Raw genomic sequence first — 17,196 nt, forward strand, 5'->3', positions numbered from 1 at the left:
CCGCAGGTACACGTGGCGTTTCTTGTGCCATCGAAAAAGCGCTAACTAAAAGCGCCGCAGTGCAAAATCTTAGGTTGTATTTCATATACTCGGATAGGTAAATGTAGGTTCGCTGCTGGTGAGAATAACACTCTTTTTGGTACCGTTCCACTCCAACTGAATTATATTTTGTTGTTCGTCGTAAACTTCTGTAATACAAGGATTTGAAAGCTCAATACGACTTATCTTCCCCTTAAACTTCACCCGAAGGTAAACGATAATGGTGTTGTCTTCACGTTCAAATTTCAGATATTCTAGGGATTGTTGTTTTCCGTTAATCGAAAAAGTAAATTTCTTTTGTAAGTAACTTTCCAAAGCCAATTCGTCGGCTGGCGTATGTTTATTGTCGCCTAAATACGTTTTGCGTTTGGCAAATGATGTTAACGCTTCGTTTAAATCATCTATGAAAATGCGACCGGTAATTTCAAATTGAGCGGCTTTAGCATTGTGAATTACTTTGTAAAGCGACACGTAGAATTTGTGTGCGGGCCTTTCGGCGGATGCCACCGCAGTAGCCATCAGTAAAAACAATACAAAGCACTTTTTCATAGGCCAAAAATACGGAATCTGTGGCAGCAATTTATGCCTTTCGGCGTTCTTTACTTTTTGAGATGTTCTTGATAAATCACCCAATAGCGAGAAAGTTGAAACAAAAGTGCCGAATCTGTAGCTTCTTTGGCTATTTTTTGGAATTCAGGTTCCTCTGCCGCAAAACGCACCATATCTTCAACTTGCTGTTTATCAATTTTTAATCTTTTTGCTAACTCAGTAGCATCAAATTTATCGAATACACGCTGTCGAGCAATTTCGGCCCGCTCCGCATCGAGCGCCCGTTTGTACTTTCGAATTCCGCCGTTGAGTTTATTCATAATCGGATCTAAACTAAAAGAAACTCCGCCTACCCCTGGGCCTAGACCCATACTAGGATCTAAACTAGCAATGCGTTTAAAACGCCGTTCGGCCACAGTATATCTCTTGGGTGTATAGCCAATGATACCGGCCATCATGCCGTCGTAATTCGCAATTTGAACCTCTTCCAGCGGAATTGCTTTTGCCGTTAAATTCACGCGCATGCCTGACTTGAAATGATTTTCCTCGACCAACACGCGAAAAAAATCGATGCCATCGCCATAAAACAACAACAAATCGTCGGCTTGGCACAGAATCTCAAAGCTGCCATTCTCCGCTAGTTGAGTTTCCTGCTCGGTCGTAGCGTTTTGCACAAAAACCGCCGATGTCGTATAGCCGGAAATCGCAACGGTACCTTTTAAAATACTGGGTTGCGCCACTACCGTAGTCATACAAAGACAAAAGAACAACAGGCGTATCATCTAAAACTTTTTAAATTCGGTGGCTAATTCACTTAAGGCAAACATAATTTGAAACCGATTTCCGCTCGAAAGCACAACCGTGAATTTCTGATTTTCAGCGGCGTAATACAAAAATCTTGCTACATCATCTTTCGGAATTTTTAAAGATTCCGTAAAGTAGGACTCTTCAAACATGCGATTCAACTTCTCATAATTGCGTTCATACCGCTCATGCTTGGCAGCGCGCTTCAACATTTTAGTGCGGCCCGATATCGCATTTATTAATCCATCTATGGTGGTCGATTGTGCCGTATACAACCGTCGTTCGGCAACCGTTAATCGCTTAGGTTGCTTCTGTAAAATGCCCATCTTCACCAAATCATACGACTGCGTATACACGATTACTTCCTCCAATTCTTCAGGTTTTTCTTCCATGAGCAGACTAAAGTTCCCCGAAAAATCGGCTTTCTCAACCAAATGTCGCGCTTTCACGTAGCCTGTTTTCTCAAACAAAATCAAGTCGTCTTCCGAAGCAGCAATACTAAATCGGCCCAGCTCATCGGTTCGGGTTTCTTGTTCGGTGCTCAAATTTAAAACAATCACACGCGGCAAGGTTCCGTTAACCGACTTCACGGTACCGTTCAACATTTGCGCCTGAGCACACGCGGTTAACAAAAAAAGAAAACTGAAAATCGGACGAAACTTCATATAAAAATCAAATTTAAAAGTATCCCGATTCCGTTTTCTGCGTGTTACTATAAAGTTGTGTTAATTTGCCAAAAACTTCTTTTATGCGCAAACTCATCATCGCCAGTACCTCAACACTGCACGGAACCGCTTATTTAGAATACCTAAACGATACATTAAAATCTCATTTTCAAGGTGTTACAAAACTCGTTTTTATTCCGTTTGCGCGACCCGGTGGAATTTCTCACGATGCTTACACCGAAAAAGTTACGATCGCTTTCGCGAAATTGGACATAGAAGTTGTGGGTTTACATACTTTTGATGATGCCGCTGCGGCGCTTACCCATGCGCAAGCTATTTTCACCGGCGGCGGAAACACCTTCGTTTTGGTTAAGGAATTGCACGAACGCAACTTGTTTCCTGTGCTTTTGGACGCTATAAATTCGGGAACGCCGTATCTAGGTTGCTCGGCTGGATCCAATATTTGCGGACAATCCATGCAAACTACCAACGACATGCCCATTGTCATGCCGCCGTCGTTCCAAACCTTGGGTGTATTGCCTTTTAATTTGAATCCGCATTTTCTGGATGCCGATGCCCAATCAAAGCACATGGGCGAAACACGTGAAACGCGAATTAAAGAATACCACGCCTTCAATACAACACCCGTACTCGGACTCCGCGAAGGAAGTTGGCTCGAAGTTTCCGGCGAAAAAATCGTTTTAAAAGGAGCGCTAACTGCACGTTGGTTCACACCGCAACAAAGCGCAACTGAACTCGAACCGGAAACTGATTTTAGTACAATTTAATTTTTTGGGCGTTCCCCGCACTTTTTTTACGTCGGCCTAAAGGCACTCCTGCAAAAAAGCGCCGGTCAGGCCATACGCTGTATCCCAAAAATCCCCTGCCAAAGGCCGAGGCAATTTTTGGGGATGCCGCTGCTGTCCTTAACGCGGAAAAGTCGTTATCAAAAAAATGGTTTCCCTGAAATCTTCGGATTTACATTTTTTAATTTGTAATATTGCAATATTACCTCGCATAAATAGCTACCTATTAAACGATTAATCGTCCGAAGTCCGACTAAAAAATCAAAGATTAAGCCTAATTAAAAACTAACTTACTTGCACGAATTGCCTCAAGAGCAGCATCCCAAAGTCCGATGCGCGCTTTCAAAGCTTCGATGGTAGCGGCAGTTGCAGCTTCCCACAAAGCAGCATCGGTTCCGCACAACTCTGAAGTCATTTCTAATGCTAAATGACTGTGATGACCGCCATCAACTTCAATATGACGCTCTATGTAATATACAAACGATTTCAGTGCGTCGGGCGAATCAACGGCCATATCGCGCAGCAGCGAGGTAAACATATTTGGGATCAAGTCTTCCCGACCGAAGGTAAAAACGGCCGCCTGCAACGACACTTTACCGCTTGCTACTAAATTAAAGGTAGTGTTTAGAAATTTCGTAACGCCAGTTGCTAAATCGGCTTGTTCAATGACGTTCTTTACTGCAACACCCGACTGTAATTGCTGCAAAAACGAGGTAATGCCCGAAGTATCCGCACCGGCATTTTGCATAGCTTTCAAATACATTTCAAAATGGCTCATGCGAATACCGTTTTCATCCACATCCGACTCTTCGCCACAAACAATTTCATTGATTAAAAATCGGGTATTGGCATTTCCAACCGGAATCCAAGGAAGATCCACACAAGTTAATCCGCGTTGCAAACTTTTCAACAAACTCATAAAGTCGAATACCGCAAAAACGTGGTGTTGCATAAAAATCCGCAGGTCGGCTAAGGTTTCCATCTCAGCGTAAAGCGAATGATTTAAGATTTGCTCGCGATACGGAACGATTTGCAACTGTAACTTTTCTACGTGGGCGTTCATATTCAAAATTTTTGCGAAATTACGTTCTAATTTTATCGTTTTTTAAAACTTTAGAATTTCCTTACCACTTGTTAAGAACCTTTTGCGTCCGCAGATTCCTTACAATTTCTCAAAATAAAAACTACATTTGATTTTTACTCTAATCATTATGTGGAAAAATCATCCTAAAGCACTTCCTTATTTGTTCTTATCCGAAATGTGGGAACGTTTCGGTTATTATCTCATGATTGGCATTTTCACGCTGTACCTCAAAGACGTTGAAGCAGGCTTTGCTATGACCGAAAAAGAATCATCTGATTTATACGGAACTTTCATCGCTTTGGTTTTCTTAACACCTTTTTTAGGCGGACTCATCGCTGATCGTTATTTAGGCTATAAAAAATCAATCATCATCGGCGGTTTGTTAATGGGTGTGGGCTACTTTTTAATGGGTGTTCACAACATTACGGTCTTGTATATTGCCATGACATTAGTAATTCTCGGCAACGGCTTCTTCAAACCTAATATTTCGACTTTACTCGGTAATTTCTATTCCAAAGCGCCCTATTTGGATAAAAAAGATGAAGGATACAACATTTTCTACATGGGTATTAATATTGGCGCCTTTGTCTGTAACTTCCTTGGTGCGGCCTTAAAAATTGCACTGGGCTGGCAATGGGCTTTTATGGCAGCTGGTTTGGGTATGTTTGTAGGCGTTCTGGTTTTTGTTTTAGGAAGTAAACACTACCACGGCTATGAAGAAAAGAAAGGTGTACAGCAGGGCGATATGCCTTTTTCGAAGATCTTACTTTACATTTTGTTACCCTCTGTTGGCTTTGGAATCATCGGTTGGTTATTGAAAGGAACTGCTTCAGATACAAATCCAGACAGCTACATTTTTGGATCAGACTCAACAGATGCATTCATTTTTGCATGTATTCCGGTCGTTGCATTTTATGCTTCCCTGTATTTTCGCGCTAAAGCAGAAGACAAACGACCCATTGGCGCACTACTCGCCATCTTTTCTGTGGTAATTTTGTTTTGGGCTGTTTTTAAATTAAACGGCTCTGCCTTAAATACTTGGGCCGACAGATACACGGATCGCGAAGTTTCAGGTTCTACACAAGCGGTTTTTAGTTCTTTAAAACTTTCACAAGAACTCGATTACAAAAAAGATACGGTTGAAAAATACGACGAACAATTTCGCCTTCAAAAAGTTGATGGTGCTGTTCAAAAAGAAGTTGCTTATCCGCTCTATTTCAGAAATGTGGCAGCCGAAAAAAAACCTCAAGACGGAGCTACGATTAGCGTTTGGGCAACCAACTTAAGCCAGTCGATAAATCCGGGTTGGGTTATTTTACTCACGCCGTTGGTAGTAGCGTTTTTCACTTGGTTACGCGGTCGTGGAAAAGAACCGGGAACACCAACAAAAATCGCTTTCGGATTACTGATTTCCGCACTTTCCGTCTTAGTTATGGTTGCTGCGGTAAATGCAGGTGGAAACGGCGCCGAAAAAGTAAGCGTTTGGTGGCTCATTGCTAATTACGGCATCATAACAATTGGCGAATTATTTCTAAGTCCGATGGGATTGTCGGTCGTCTCGAAATTGAGTCCACCGAAAATTACCTCACTAATGATGGGAGGTTGGTTTCTTGCGACATCAATCGGAAACAAATTAAGCGGCGTTTTAGCTAGTTTATGGGACACTTATCCGGATAAAGCCAATTTCTTCTGGGTGAATTTCGGTCTATTAATGATTGCTACGTTAATGATGTTTGCCTTATTGCGTCAACTCAATCGCGTGATGGCCGAAAAAGGACTAAAATAATGACAGCAGCTATTCAAGATTTTCAGGGTAAGTTTCCGAAACAACTCTGGCCGCTATTTTTCAGCGAAATGTGGGAGCGTTTCTGCTTCTACGGGATGCGCGGAATGTTGGTTATTTTTATGGTCGACGTGCTACTGCTCGACACTGAAAAAGCCAATTTACAATACGGCGCTACGCAAGCTTTCGTTTATGCTTTTACGTTTATTGGCGGCTTGTTTGCCGATAAAATACTCGGCTTTCGGAAGTCGCTATTCTGGGGCGGCTTGCTGATGATTACTGGAAGCGTCATTTTGGCAATCGACCCAAAATCGTTCTTCTTTCTAGGCATCAGCTTTACGATTATTGGAACCGGATTTTTCAAACCCAACATCACAACCATTGTAGGCATGCTTTATAAAGAAGGCGATACGCGTCGAGATGCGGGCTTTTCGGCTTTTTATGCAGGCATCAATCTGGGCGCGCTTTTGGGAGGTTATTTATGCATTTCCGTTGGAAACGGATCGCTTTTTTCAGACTATGTTCCAACACATTTGCGCTGGAATGTAGCCTTTAGCTTCGCAGCAGTAGTAATGATTATCAGTTTACTCACATTTATCAATACGCAAAAAAAGTTGGGAACCATCGGTGTGAGCCCGTTATTGCATCTAACGGTGTCTAAACGTAGGTTGGTTGAAGTCAGCGTTTTTCTGGGAAGTTTGGTAACTATTCCGATACTGATGACACTAGTATCAGTTCCAGAATACACCGATATTTTTATGGAAGTAATTGGTCCAGCTGCACTTTTATATCTCTTTTATGAAATGCGAAATTTCTCTCTAGTTGAAAACAAAAAATTGATTGCAGCATTGATATTCATCCTGTTTTCGATTGTTTTTTGGGGATTTTTTGAACAAAGTGGTGGTTCACTGAGCTTATACGCGGCTGAAAATCTGCACAATACATTCTTTGGTCTCACACTCGATCCAAACGGCGTAAACAACTCCGCGAATTCATTATTTGTTATCCTTTTTGCAACCCTTGTTGGTTTGTTTTGGGTTTGGCTCTCGACAAGAAAACTAGAACCTTCAACAACCTCGAAATTTGGATTTGGATTTTTATTTCTAGCAGGCGGATTTCTAATTTTCTTTCTCGGTAAGAACTTCGCTTCAGAGAGCGGACTTACTTCTCTTGAATTATTTACCTTGGGTTGGTTGGTGATTACTTTCGGTGAATTGTGTTTGTCGCCTATCGGAATGTCGGCAGTAACAAAATTAGCTCCTGAAAAAATTCAAGGAGTGATGATGGGAATGTGGTTTTTAGCGAGTGCATACGGACAGTACATGGCTGGAATTTTAGGCGCAGGAATCGCAAAATCGGCAAAAAATATGTCGAATTTTGAGAAACTACAAGTCTACACCGCTGAATACAAGCTGCTGGCATTATATGCGTTATTAGCAGGAATTTTACTATTATTGCTTTCGCCTTACATAAAGCGATTAACAGGCAGTGTAAAATAATTTCAGGCACGAATTTTGTAAAATGGTTAGTATGAAAAAAATACTCTTATTCGGTTTTCTTTTGGTCTCATTTTTGGGAATGAGCCAAGAAGTTAAATGGCTTACTTTGGAAGAAGCCCTAGTTGCGCAACAAAAAAATCCAAAACCTATTTTCATGGATGTTTACACCACTTGGTGCGGACCATGTAAAATGTTGGATAAAAACACTTTCGTTGATCCAAGCGTAACAGCTATTATTAATGAAAAATACTACGCAGTAAAATTCAACGCAGAAGGTAACGGCGAAGTGAACTTTAAAGGCGAGACCTACTCAAATCCGGGTTACGACCCAAACAAAAAAGGTCGTAATTCCCAACATCAGTTTGCGCAATTCTTGAAAGTTCCCGGTTATCCATCGATGGTAATAATTTCTCCAGAAGGTGAGATCAAAGAAACAATCGTTGGCTACCACACTCCAGAAAATTTGATTGCACGAATTAAATAAATATGAAAAGCACTTTTAAGTTACTGCTAATCTGCCTTCTATTTGCCGCGCCTTCCATACAAGCCCAAGAATTAAAGTGGTACACAAACATGGAAGAAGCTTCAACGATTGCCGTAAAGAAAAAGAAGCCTTTGATGCTTTTTTTCACAGGTTCAGACTGGTGCGGCTGGTGCATTAAATTGCAAAAAGAAGTTTTTCAAACACCCGAATTTAAAAGTTGGGCAGCAAAAAACGTGATTTTAGTTGAACTCGATTTTCCAAGAAGAAAAACACTCGACGAGAATATTAAAACGCAGAATATGAATCTGCAAAAGCTATTTAACGTGCGCGGTTATCCTACGGTTTGGATTGTTGATGTCGACAAAAAGAACACGGCAAACCTCGAACGTCTTGGAAGTACTGGTTACGTTGCTGGTGGCCCAGCGGCTTGGATTACGGGTGCCGAACAAATCATAGCCAACAAAAAGAAGTAATTTTATCAATAAAATACTAGCTAAGCCGTATTTCTTAACACGAATACGGCTTATTTTATGCTGATTGCTCCACGCTCTCGAACGCTGTAAAAACGAATACGATTTGCGCAGCAGCTTTCTTTCCACATTCGTTCTAAATAAAGCGGAACATCGGCGCAAGCCACTACACACTCCGGCTGGTATTGCTCGATCAATCGCTGTACATTGATTCGTGCCGCCTTGTTTAGAATGAAGATATGTGCGTTGCGAAGCGATTCATCTACAAAATTTGTGTCCACATACACCAATTGCTTTTCGTTTACTCGGAAATAATGCTTCGACGAAGCGAAACTCCAATTACGAACTTTTGCTTGGCGCACATAATCGTTCAAAACGGATTCAATCGAAGATCTCTTCGCAGTAAAAACAGTTGCGTGATCATTCTTTTGTTCAATTAAAATTGGTGCCGACCGTTGATACACTACCGTTAAAGTATGCGTATCAGATAAAATTAATTTCTCCGCCAAACTTCCGAGTTGAAAACTTAGCAACACCACACCTACTGCATAGAGATATTTGTAATGTCTAGTACTACAGTACAAGATCAAAAAAACCAGCAAAAAATAGGTTAGCAGACATTGCCAGCCTGAAAAAGATATGTTCTCAAAAACCAACTGCCTGAAATCAGATAGAAAGTCTACACAGCTGTTCATACCATCAATTAAAAACGAAACTATTTTGGCGTAAAAGTCCGGTATAACTGTAAACAAACTAATCAAGACAGCTAAAGTTGCTGCTATCATAACTATTCCCAAAACAGGAATCAAAATCAAATTCGAAATCAAAAATAAAAACGAAAACTGGTGAAAATAGAGTACTGTTAATGGTGCTGTGCCCAGTTGTGCTGCGAGTGAAACACTCATCAAATCGCGAAAGTAGTTCACAATTCGAAATCTGCTTTCAAACAAGGAAGAGAAACGCGGTTGCAGAATTAAAATTGATAGCAGCGACAAATAACTCAATTGAAATCCAACGTCGAATAAATAAACCGGATGAATCGCCAATAAAATTACTGCCGAGGCAATGAGTGTATGAATGGAATTTGTTTTGCGATTGATAAACTTCCCAATCAAAACAAAGGACACCATAAATACCGAACGTACGACCGAAGGACCAAATCCTGCTAAAAAAGCAAACAGCCACAAAATCAGCAGCAAAGTCAGTAATTTACCGAAGCGCCAAGCAGGTGTGTTAGGTAATTTGTTCAAAAATGCGTACATACAAAGCACCAAAATGCCGATATGCAAACCACTAACCGATAAAATATGAACGGCGCCGGCAACGCGATACTCCTCGGTGATGTTTTCACTCATTCCTTGCTGCTGCCCTAAAACAAGTGCCATAAGCATGGCTTGCACGTTTGCCGACAATTGGCTGCGCGCTAAGTTTTGCTCAGCGGTATTGCGCCACGATTCGGCAACGGTTCGAATACTCCAATCTGTCGAACGAGCAGTGGTGTACGCGCAACGATTCAAATGAATTTGCGCACTAATGCCCTTCCGATTTAAATACGCTTTGTAATCAAAAGCTCCTGGATTTTTTGGTGGCTGCAACTTTGAAAAACGACCGTACGTGTGAACAATACGTCCAATGGCAACGGCTGTGTCGGCTTCCGAAACGTAAACAACTGCCTTTCCTAAATACGCTTTCTCTTTAGTCCGATAAACTTCAGCATAAAAACGTTTGTTGTTTGAACCGTTTCGTAGGCGTTCAAAAGGCTTTACCAATACGTATTCAGGTTTGTTAAATTGAAAATTAGAAACCTGATTACGGCTGTAAAGGCTCGTACAAATTGCTCCACAAAAAAGCGCTAGCAAGTACACCGCAAGGCTTCGAAATGTACCGCGGGTATCGAATGTTCTTCGAAACTTTCCGACCGAAAACCAACAAAGCAGCAGACTCGCCGGAACTAACAACAGCAACGGAATCGCACAAAAGAAACCCAGCACGATTCCTACAAGGAACGCAACTGCTGTTTTCGATATTGGAAATTGCAACTGATTCATGAGAAAAAAAGGAGCCGAAGCTCCTTTTACAATTAAATAACCCAGTCGAAATCAGCAAAAGCCTTCCACTTAATTATCTACGTGGCATGAGATTGGATGTTTCGGAAAACAATCGCTTCTTTCAACACGGTAAAAGTAGAAGGGTCGGAAAAAATAATTTTACGGAAAAACCGTAAATTTCAAAAAATTTACGCTTTGTTCGGAATTCGGTTTATTTGAACGAAACTCCTTTTGTAATAAGGCTCTTTTGTAGATGAAATTATAACGCCTTTATTGGTCGACGAGTGAATGAATTTAATTTCATCGCCGATAATCTCGACAACCATACCCACGTGATTGATGACGCTTCGCCCGTTGGTTTTGAAAAAAATCAAATCGCCGGCTTGTACATCGGCTAAATCTACTTTCTCACCTACTTGCGCCATTTCGTGGGAACTGCGCGGCATTTTGATATCAAAAATATTGAGTACCGCAGTTACCATGCCCGAGCAGTCCATACCAGCAGGAGTGGTTCCACCACCGCGGTAACGAACTCCGAGAAATCCCATAGCATTATTGATCATTTGGTTGCCTAAATAATTTGTGAAAGACGGAAACACCAAGTCGGAATCGGGTTCTTCATTGATGATATTCTTTTTTGAAGGCTTCGCTTGTGGTTTAGGCTTTGCAACCGCAACTTCGGGTTTCGAAGCTGGTTTCTGCGTTGCTGCTGACTTTGTTACGGCCGGAACTTTTTGCGTTGCAGCAGCTGTTTCAGTAGAAGTTTTTGTTGCAGCAGTCGACGTAGTTTCTGTACGCGGTTGGTAAACGCCTTTTTTCATGGCTTGCTTCTTAGACGTAATAATTTGCGACGAACCCACAAATGTGAACATCAAAAAGGAAATCAGAAAAAAGAATCTCAATCGCGTCATAGTTTACTTTTTATTTTTCAGACGATGTCTTTAGCTTTATTAATAAAACTGTGTCGGAGCATAACGGCAAAATTCGTGCCGTAGTACAATACTCGGACGGCAAAAATAGAAATAATTGCCTGAATTTCGATTCGAAAAAATCTTAATAACTGTTAATTAACAACTTGCAAATCGGCGAGAATCAATTCCGCTGTACGTCGACTCGCACCGAAACTCCCCAATTTTGCAATCAATGCCTCGTAATCGTGCAACATTTTCGCGCGGTGTTCCGGAGCTAAGCAGCGATCTAATTCCGACTTCAAATTCCTTTCGTTAAACCGATCTTGTATCAATTCGGTTACAATTTCTCGATCCATGATCAAATTCACCAACGAAATATATTTCAAAGTCAAAATACGTTTTGCAATATGATAGGAAATAAAACTACCGCGATAGCAAACAACTTCGGGAACTTTGAACAAAGCCGTTTCTAATGTTGCTGTTCCTGAGGTTACCAAGGCAGCAGTAGAGTGATGCAGCAAATCGTAAGTAACGCCAAAGAGTAGCTTTACTTGATAATTGGAAATAAACTTTTTGTAAAACGCTGCTTCTTGCCCAGGCGCTCCTGCAATGACAAACTCGTATTCCGGATAATACGCTACCATCTTAAGCATCTGCGCAAGCATTTTCTCGATTTCTTGCTTTCTACTACCTGGCAAGAAAACAATCTTCGGTTTGTTGTTTAATTGATGCTTGGCGCAGAAGGTATCGAAATCGTCGTAATTGCGCTGAGCCATCGCATCCAACAACGGATGTCCGACGTAATCCACTTTAAATTGGTGTTTGTCTTCGTAAAACGATTTCTCAAACGGTAAAATAACAAACATGCGATCTACATCTCGCTTTATCGCCTTAATCCTACTTTCTTTCCAAGCCCAAATTTGTGGCGATATATAATAATGTACGCGAATACCATTTTGTTTCGCCCACTTGGCAATTCGCATGTTAAAACCGGGATAATCGATTAAAATCAACACATCGGGTTTAAATGCGGCGATATCATTTTTGCAAAAAGCAATATTCTTTATAATTGTTCCCAGATTCTTTACCACCTCAGCAAAACCCATGAACGCTAAGTCACGGTAGTTTTTCACCACCTTCGCTCCCGCACTTTCCATTAATTCGCCACCCCATGCGCGAATTTCAGCTTGTACATCGAGCTGTACCAATTCTTTAATCAAATTCGAACCGTGTAAATCGCCCGAAGCCTCTCCAGCTATAATGTAATATTTCATGTTACAGGAACAAAGTTAAAAGCGTAAGCAAAATGGCACCCAGCACAATACCACGCGCCAGAAAATCGCGCTTCTTGTACATCAACCAAAAAAATAGTCCCAAGTTTGGGATACTGCAAATGGTAATAAGTTTTCCCAACTTATGCTGCTGATGAAGCAATTCAAGTCCTGGCATATAACTATACGGTGTTAGCAAATAGATAAACAATACCGATGTTACTACTGTCAGAAGTATTGCCAATAGCGCTCCAATAAAAAGTTCTTTCCAATTACTCATTCCAATTCCATGTATTAAGTTCTGAAATGGCGTGATGTGCCGTTAAATCGAACTGCGTCGGAACAATCGAAACGTAGCCTGCTTCCAAAGCATGCTCATCCGTATCGGTTCCCTGATCCAAATTTACAAAGGTTCCGGTAAGCCAGTAATAACTTTTCCCTAATGGCGAAACGCGCTTATCGAACTTTTCTTGCCACATGGCATTTGCCTGCCTGCATATCTTTACTCCTAGAAACTCCTTGTCCGGATGCGGAAAGTTCACATTTAAAACCACACCTTTAGGTAATCCGTTTGCCAAAACCTGAGCCGCAATACTGCGAACAAAACGTCGGCACGGCTCAAAGTTTGCATCCCAGTTGTAATCGCTGAGCGAAAATCCAATAGCAGGTATACCTTCGATCCCAGCTTCTACGGCCGCGCTCATCGTTCCCGAATAAATAACATTGATCGACGCATTACTGCCGTGATTGATTCCCGAAACACACAAATCGGGCTTTCGATGCAAGATTTCATTAACAGCAAATTTCACACAATCTACCGGCGTACCCGAACAACTGTACTCTTCAAAACTACCGTCGTTGCTCAACTTTTGCAGATACAGTGTATTGTTAATCGTAATCGCATGTCCCGTGGCACTTTGTGGTTTGTCGGGCGCCACGACCAAAACATCGCCAAGTAAACGCATTTCCGAAATTAGCGTTCGAATGCCGGGTGCGGTAACCCCATCGTCGTTGGTAACTAGAATTAAAGGCCTGCTTGTTTCACTAGACTGCATGACAACTATTGTTTAAATTTGTAACGAACGCGAAGACATTGCGTCAAACCCCAAAAATAACTAATTTTAGTGGGGCAACTAAGCTGATTTCGCTTCCGATTCGTTTCTGACGCCAAAATGCACTAACAATCAATAAACCAAATAGTTATTGGTTTAACAAAAAATTATAGCGCAGCAAAAAGTATCGGCACGGTTTTTACTTACCTTAGTTATTGTTTTAGATGAAAACTCTGATAGATTTTATGAAAAAGAATTTTAAGATAATCGCAGCACTATTAGTGCTTTGCGTGGCATTGTGGTCGTTTTTTCCAAAGTCGTCCAACAATGATGAGAAAGACAAATTATTACTTGAATTGCTGGCTTTTGTTTTACAAAAAGGACATTACGATCCGAAAAATATCGACGATAATTTCAGCAAAAGCGTGTACAAAGAGTACATCGAGGCGCTCGATCCAGCGAAACGCTTTTTCCTAGCATCGGATATCGAAGAGTTTAAAAAATACGAATTGGAAATCGACGATCAAATCAATAATAAAGATCTAACGTTTTTTAATCTCACTTACAATCGTTTGATGGAACGCATGCAAGAAAGCAAATCATTTTACAAAGATCTGCTTGCAAAACCGTTCAACTACGACGAAAATGAGACGTTTGATACCGATTACGAGAAAATGCCCTACGCGAACTCAATCAGTGCGCTCAAAGATCGTTGGAGAAAACAAATCAAGCTCGGAACCTTGTCGTCTTTAACCGATAAACTCAAATTGGAAGAAGACAAAGCAAAAGCCGATGCAAACTACAAAGCAAAATCGTATGCCGATTTAGAAAAAGAAACCCGCGAAAGCTCTGAAAAATCGCTCGACGATTATTTCAGCTTTGTAAAAGATTTGAACCGCGAAGACTGGTTTGCCATCTTCGTAAATTCTATTGCCGAAGGTTTCGACCCACATACCAATTACTTTGCACCGGAAGATAAAGACAAATTCGACCTCAGTATTTCGGGAACGCTCGAAGGAATTGGTGCCCGTTTACAAAAGAAAAACGACTTCACCGAAATTACAGAACTTATTTCTGGCGGACCCGCTTGGCGCGATAAACAACTCGAACCCGGCGACGTGATCATGAAAGTGGCACAAGGCGCTGCCGAACCCGTTGACGTTGTGGGCATGCGTCTCGACGATGTTGTTAAGAAAATTAAAGGTAAAAAAGGAACCGAAGTGCGCTTAACCGTGAAAAAAGTAGACGGTTCGATTAAAGTGATTTCGATCATTCGCGATGTGGTTGAAATCGAAGAAACCTATGCTAAATCGAGCGTAGTCGAAAAAGATGGCAAACGCTACGGCATCATCCACTTACCGAAATTTTACATCGATTTTGAAAACAAAGACCGCCGCGATGCCGCCAAAGACGTTGCGTTGGAAATCGAACGTTTGAAAAAAGAAAATATCGACGGCTTGGTAATGGATTTACGCGATAACGGCGGAGGATCCTTGCGAACTGTGGTTGATATCGCTGGTTTGTTTATCGATAAAGGTCCGGTAGTTCAAGTGAAATCGGCAGGTAAAGAACAGGAAGTTTTAGCCGATACCGACTCGCGCGTTCAATGGGACGGTCCGCTGGTACTTATGATCAATAACTTCTCGGCTTCAGCCTCAGAAATTCTAGCTGCTGCGATGCAAGATTACGGTCGTGGCGTAGTTATTGGAAGCAAGCAATCGTACGGAAAAGGAACAGTTCAAAACGTAATCGACCTCAACCAATTGGTTCGAAACAGCTCGGTGGGCGATTTAGGTGCGGTGAAAACTACAACGCAAAAGTTCTACCGCATTAACGGCGGCTCTACGCAACTAAAAGGTGTGAGCAGCGATGTGAGCATTCCAGATCGCTACAGTTATATCGAAATTGGCGAGCGCGACATGCCTAATGCCATGGCTTGGGACAAAATTGCACCCGCCGATTACAAAACGTCGACATATAAAACGGCCATTCAAGCGGCTATCGAAAACAGTAAAAAGCGTGTGGCGGCGAGCAAACAGTTTCAGCTTATCGATCAAAATGCCAAATGGTTGAGCAAGCGCAAAGACGAATTGGTGTACAGTTTAAATTTACAACAGTTCAAAAAAGAGCAAGATCAGCTGGAAAACGAATCGAAAAGATACAAGTCGATTAACGATTACAAAACCAACTACGTGTATAAATCGTTGCCTTACGAGTTGGCGCAAATCGAAAAAGACAGTATTCTGAAAGAAAAACGCAACCGTTGGCACGAGCAACTTCAGAAAGATGCGTACATGGAAGAAGCGCTCAACGTTTTGAGCGATTTAAACAACGTATCGGGAACCAAGCCCGTGGTAAACGTAAAGAAGAAAGAAAAAGCAATTAAATCGTAATTTTTTTCTGGGCGTTCCGGCAAAACAGCTAACCGCAGTAGTACACGAACCGTATAAAAGTTTATGCCCGTTCACTACTGCGGTTTGCTATTTTTGCCGTCAGGCCATTCGCTGATATAAATTTAGTCAAAAGCCTTTGGTACAACGCCAGGGCAAGCTTCCGTTGGTCGCTTTCCCTTGTCGGTAACAAAAGCCTTTTGCCTGCAATTTATACCGCTGCTGTCCTTAACGCAGAAAAACGTAACACAAAAATCATCATGAATAAAGCACCTCAAATGAGTTTCCCAAAACGCGCGTTCTCTATCATTGTACTTATCGTTGCGTTTTTGTGTTTACCGCTCATTCTAATGCAATTTACCGAAGAAATTTACTGGACTCCAGCCGATTTCCTCGCCATGGCTGGCATACTTCTCGGCTTCTGGCTTTTTCTTGAAATCTTGTACCGTTTCGTTCACAAAAAAGCGCAACGAATACTAGTGGGATTCATTGTACTAATCGTGTTTATACTGATATGGGCGGAACTTGCCGTAGGTATTTTCAACTCGCCATTCGCCGGAAACTGATTTCAGGACAATGATTGCCCGCGTGAGGTGGCAACGCGAAAATAGAAAAACCGCCAGCGCTATTGCTACTTTTTACAACTGGCGACCAACGGAAGCCCATTTGTAAAAAAAGAGTAGCAAAGCACTGGCGATTTTACTATTGCAGCAGCGCAACCGACCCCGCTGTATGTATTTCCACTAAATAGCGGGGGCACGCCCAACTACAAAAAAAAGCATTAATTAATCGCGGAGCTTACGTAAGCTTTTCTCTTTCTTTTCGAGTTTAATTTTCAGATCGTTAACGCGAATTTGCTGTTTGTTGCGTTTTTGCTCCATTTTCAAAACGTCTTCGTTCGACGAGTTGCTTTTCTCGCGTACACGTTGCAGCTTTTCTTCGAGTTTAGCCAAATCTTCCTGCTCGTTTTCGATACGTCGATTTATTTTCCGGATGTCGTTTTCAGCCGTTGCAATCTTATTCTGGCGTTTTTCCAACGCTCTTTGTGCTTTTTCGGTCTTACGCTGTTCTTTAGCAATTTTCTTCAGATTTTTCTCGGTTTCGCGTTGTGCCTTTTCAGCACGCTCTTGCGCTTTCTCGGCTTCTTTACGAGCTTCCTCGGCACGTTTTTGAGCTTCGAGTGCCGCTTCGGTATTAATCAGGTTGTAATTTTCTTTGAGTACCATCGTAGAATCGCGTTGTACCGAGAGCGAATCTACCGGCGAAGAACCGCCGTATTGTTGTGCGTTGGCAAATGCTCCCGTTAGGAACAAGGCCGTAAATAAAATCTTTTTCATAGCT

General features: G+C 41.7%; 17 protein-coding genes. 7 read left to right on the forward strand and 10 right to left on the reverse strand.

The genetic code is table 11. The annotated features are described in order from the left end of the window. Positions 1-81 precede the first annotated feature (81 nt). Genes ACOVQQ_RS08635 through ACOVQQ_RS08645 form a run of 3 tightly spaced genes read right to left on the reverse strand, consistent with a single transcriptional unit; the run spans position 82 to position 2,057 of the window. Positions 82-588, reverse strand: a complete 507-nt coding sequence (locus ACOVQQ_RS08635) for a DUF6702 family protein (protein ID WP_421817844.1) — start codon at positions 586-588, stop codon at positions 82-84. 50 nt (positions 589-638) lie between these two features. After that, positions 639-1,340, reverse strand: a complete 702-nt coding sequence (locus ACOVQQ_RS08640; RefSeq protein WP_421817845.1) for a hypothetical protein — start codon at positions 1,338-1,340, stop codon at positions 639-641. 30 nt (positions 1,341-1,370) lie between these two features. Continuing rightward, positions 1,371-2,057, reverse strand: coding sequence for a hypothetical protein (locus ACOVQQ_RS08645; protein WP_298148068.1), 687 nt, complete (start codon positions 2,055-2,057; stop codon positions 1,371-1,373). Between the two features lie 83 nt (positions 2,058-2,140). On the opposite strand from ACOVQQ_RS08645, the gene pepE reads away from it, so the two are divergent. Continuing rightward, a complete protein-coding gene (gene pepE / locus ACOVQQ_RS08650) occupies positions 2,141-2,845 on the forward strand; it encodes a dipeptidase PepE (protein ID WP_421817846.1) in 705 nt (234 codons plus the stop codon). 292 nt (positions 2,846-3,137) lie between these two features. Here the strand turns inward: pepE and ACOVQQ_RS08655 are convergent, their stop codons facing one another. Next, entirely contained in the window at positions 3,138-3,926 is a 789-nt protein-coding gene (locus ACOVQQ_RS08655) for a DUF3050 domain-containing protein (RefSeq protein ID WP_421817847.1), read from the reverse strand. Between the two features lie 148 nt (positions 3,927-4,074). Between ACOVQQ_RS08655 and ACOVQQ_RS08660 the strand changes: the two genes are divergently transcribed. From ACOVQQ_RS08660 to ACOVQQ_RS08675, 4 genes are read left to right on the forward strand one after another with little or no spacing between them, the layout of a single operon-like run. Next, the gene (locus ACOVQQ_RS08660; RefSeq protein WP_421817866.1) at positions 4,075-5,733 is read left to right on the forward strand and encodes a peptide MFS transporter; all 1,659 of its coding nucleotides are present in this window, start codon (positions 4,075-4,077) and stop codon (positions 5,731-5,733) included. After that, positions 5,733-7,229 carry a peptide MFS transporter gene (locus ACOVQQ_RS08665; RefSeq protein WP_421817848.1) on the forward strand — a complete coding sequence of 499 codons (1,497 nt, stop codon included), beginning with the start codon at positions 5,733-5,735 and terminating at the stop codon, positions 7,227-7,229. Before ACOVQQ_RS08660 ends, ACOVQQ_RS08665 begins: the two co-directional genes overlap by 1 nt. A 31-nt stretch (positions 7,230-7,260) precedes the next feature. Further along, positions 7,261-7,713, forward strand: coding sequence for a thioredoxin family protein (locus ACOVQQ_RS08670; RefSeq protein WP_421817849.1), 453 nt, complete (start codon positions 7,261-7,263; stop codon positions 7,711-7,713). A gap of 2 nt (positions 7,714-7,715) precedes the next feature. Then, the gene (locus ACOVQQ_RS08675) at positions 7,716-8,186 is read left to right on the forward strand and encodes a thioredoxin family protein (RefSeq protein ID WP_421817850.1); all 471 of its coding nucleotides are present in this window, start codon (positions 7,716-7,718) and stop codon (positions 8,184-8,186) included. Positions 8,187-8,236: 50 nt separating this feature from the next. Here ACOVQQ_RS08675 and ACOVQQ_RS08680 read toward each other — a convergent pair whose 3' ends face one another. The 5 genes from ACOVQQ_RS08680 to surE form a co-directional block, all read right to left on the reverse strand. Next, positions 8,237-10,231 (reverse strand): ComEC/Rec2 family competence protein, encoded by a 1,995-nt coding sequence (locus tag ACOVQQ_RS08680; protein ID WP_421817851.1) that lies wholly within the window; start codon positions 10,229-10,231, stop codon positions 8,237-8,239. A 188-nt stretch (positions 10,232-10,419) separates the two neighbouring features. Beyond that, complete coding sequence (locus tag ACOVQQ_RS08685) at positions 10,420-11,142, reverse strand: C40 family peptidase (protein ID WP_421817852.1); 723 nt, start codon at positions 11,140-11,142, stop codon at positions 10,420-10,422. A 152-nt stretch (positions 11,143-11,294) separates the two neighbouring features. Then, a complete protein-coding gene (gene lpxB / locus ACOVQQ_RS08690; RefSeq protein WP_421817853.1) occupies positions 11,295-12,416 on the reverse strand; it encodes a lipid-A-disaccharide synthase in 1,122 nt (373 codons plus the stop codon). A gap of 1 nt (position 12,417) precedes the next feature. Beyond that, the gene (locus ACOVQQ_RS08695; RefSeq protein ID WP_421817854.1) at positions 12,418-12,693 is read right to left on the reverse strand and encodes a hypothetical protein; all 276 of its coding nucleotides are present in this window, start codon (positions 12,691-12,693) and stop codon (positions 12,418-12,420) included. Continuing rightward, complete coding sequence (gene surE / locus ACOVQQ_RS08700; RefSeq protein ID WP_421817855.1) at positions 12,686-13,468, reverse strand: 5'/3'-nucleotidase SurE; 783 nt, start codon at positions 13,466-13,468, stop codon at positions 12,686-12,688. Before surE ends, ACOVQQ_RS08695 begins: the two co-directional genes overlap by 8 nt. A gap of 221 nt (positions 13,469-13,689) precedes the next feature. On the opposite strand from surE, the gene ACOVQQ_RS08705 reads away from it, so the two are divergent. Both ACOVQQ_RS08705 and ACOVQQ_RS08710 read left to right on the forward strand, forming a co-directional pair. Then, a complete protein-coding gene (locus ACOVQQ_RS08705) occupies positions 13,690-15,858 on the forward strand; it encodes a carboxy terminal-processing peptidase (protein ID WP_298148088.1) in 2,169 nt (722 codons plus the stop codon). A gap of 257 nt (positions 15,859-16,115) precedes the next feature. Then, entirely contained in the window at positions 16,116-16,421 is a 306-nt protein-coding gene (locus ACOVQQ_RS08710; RefSeq protein WP_421817856.1) for a hypothetical protein, read from the forward strand. Positions 16,422-16,640: 219 nt separating this feature from the next. Here the strand turns inward: ACOVQQ_RS08710 and ACOVQQ_RS08715 are convergent, their stop codons facing one another. After that, positions 16,641-17,192: a hypothetical protein gene (locus tag ACOVQQ_RS08715; protein WP_421817857.1), complete on the reverse strand. Its 552-nt coding sequence runs from the start codon at positions 17,190-17,192 to the stop codon at positions 16,641-16,643. Positions 17,193-17,196: the final 4 nt, after the last annotated feature.

Origin of the sequence: Flavobacterium sp. (assembly GCF_049240005.1) — a bacterium.
GTDB lineage: Bacteria > Bacteroidota > Bacteroidia > Flavobacteriales > Flavobacteriaceae > Flavobacterium.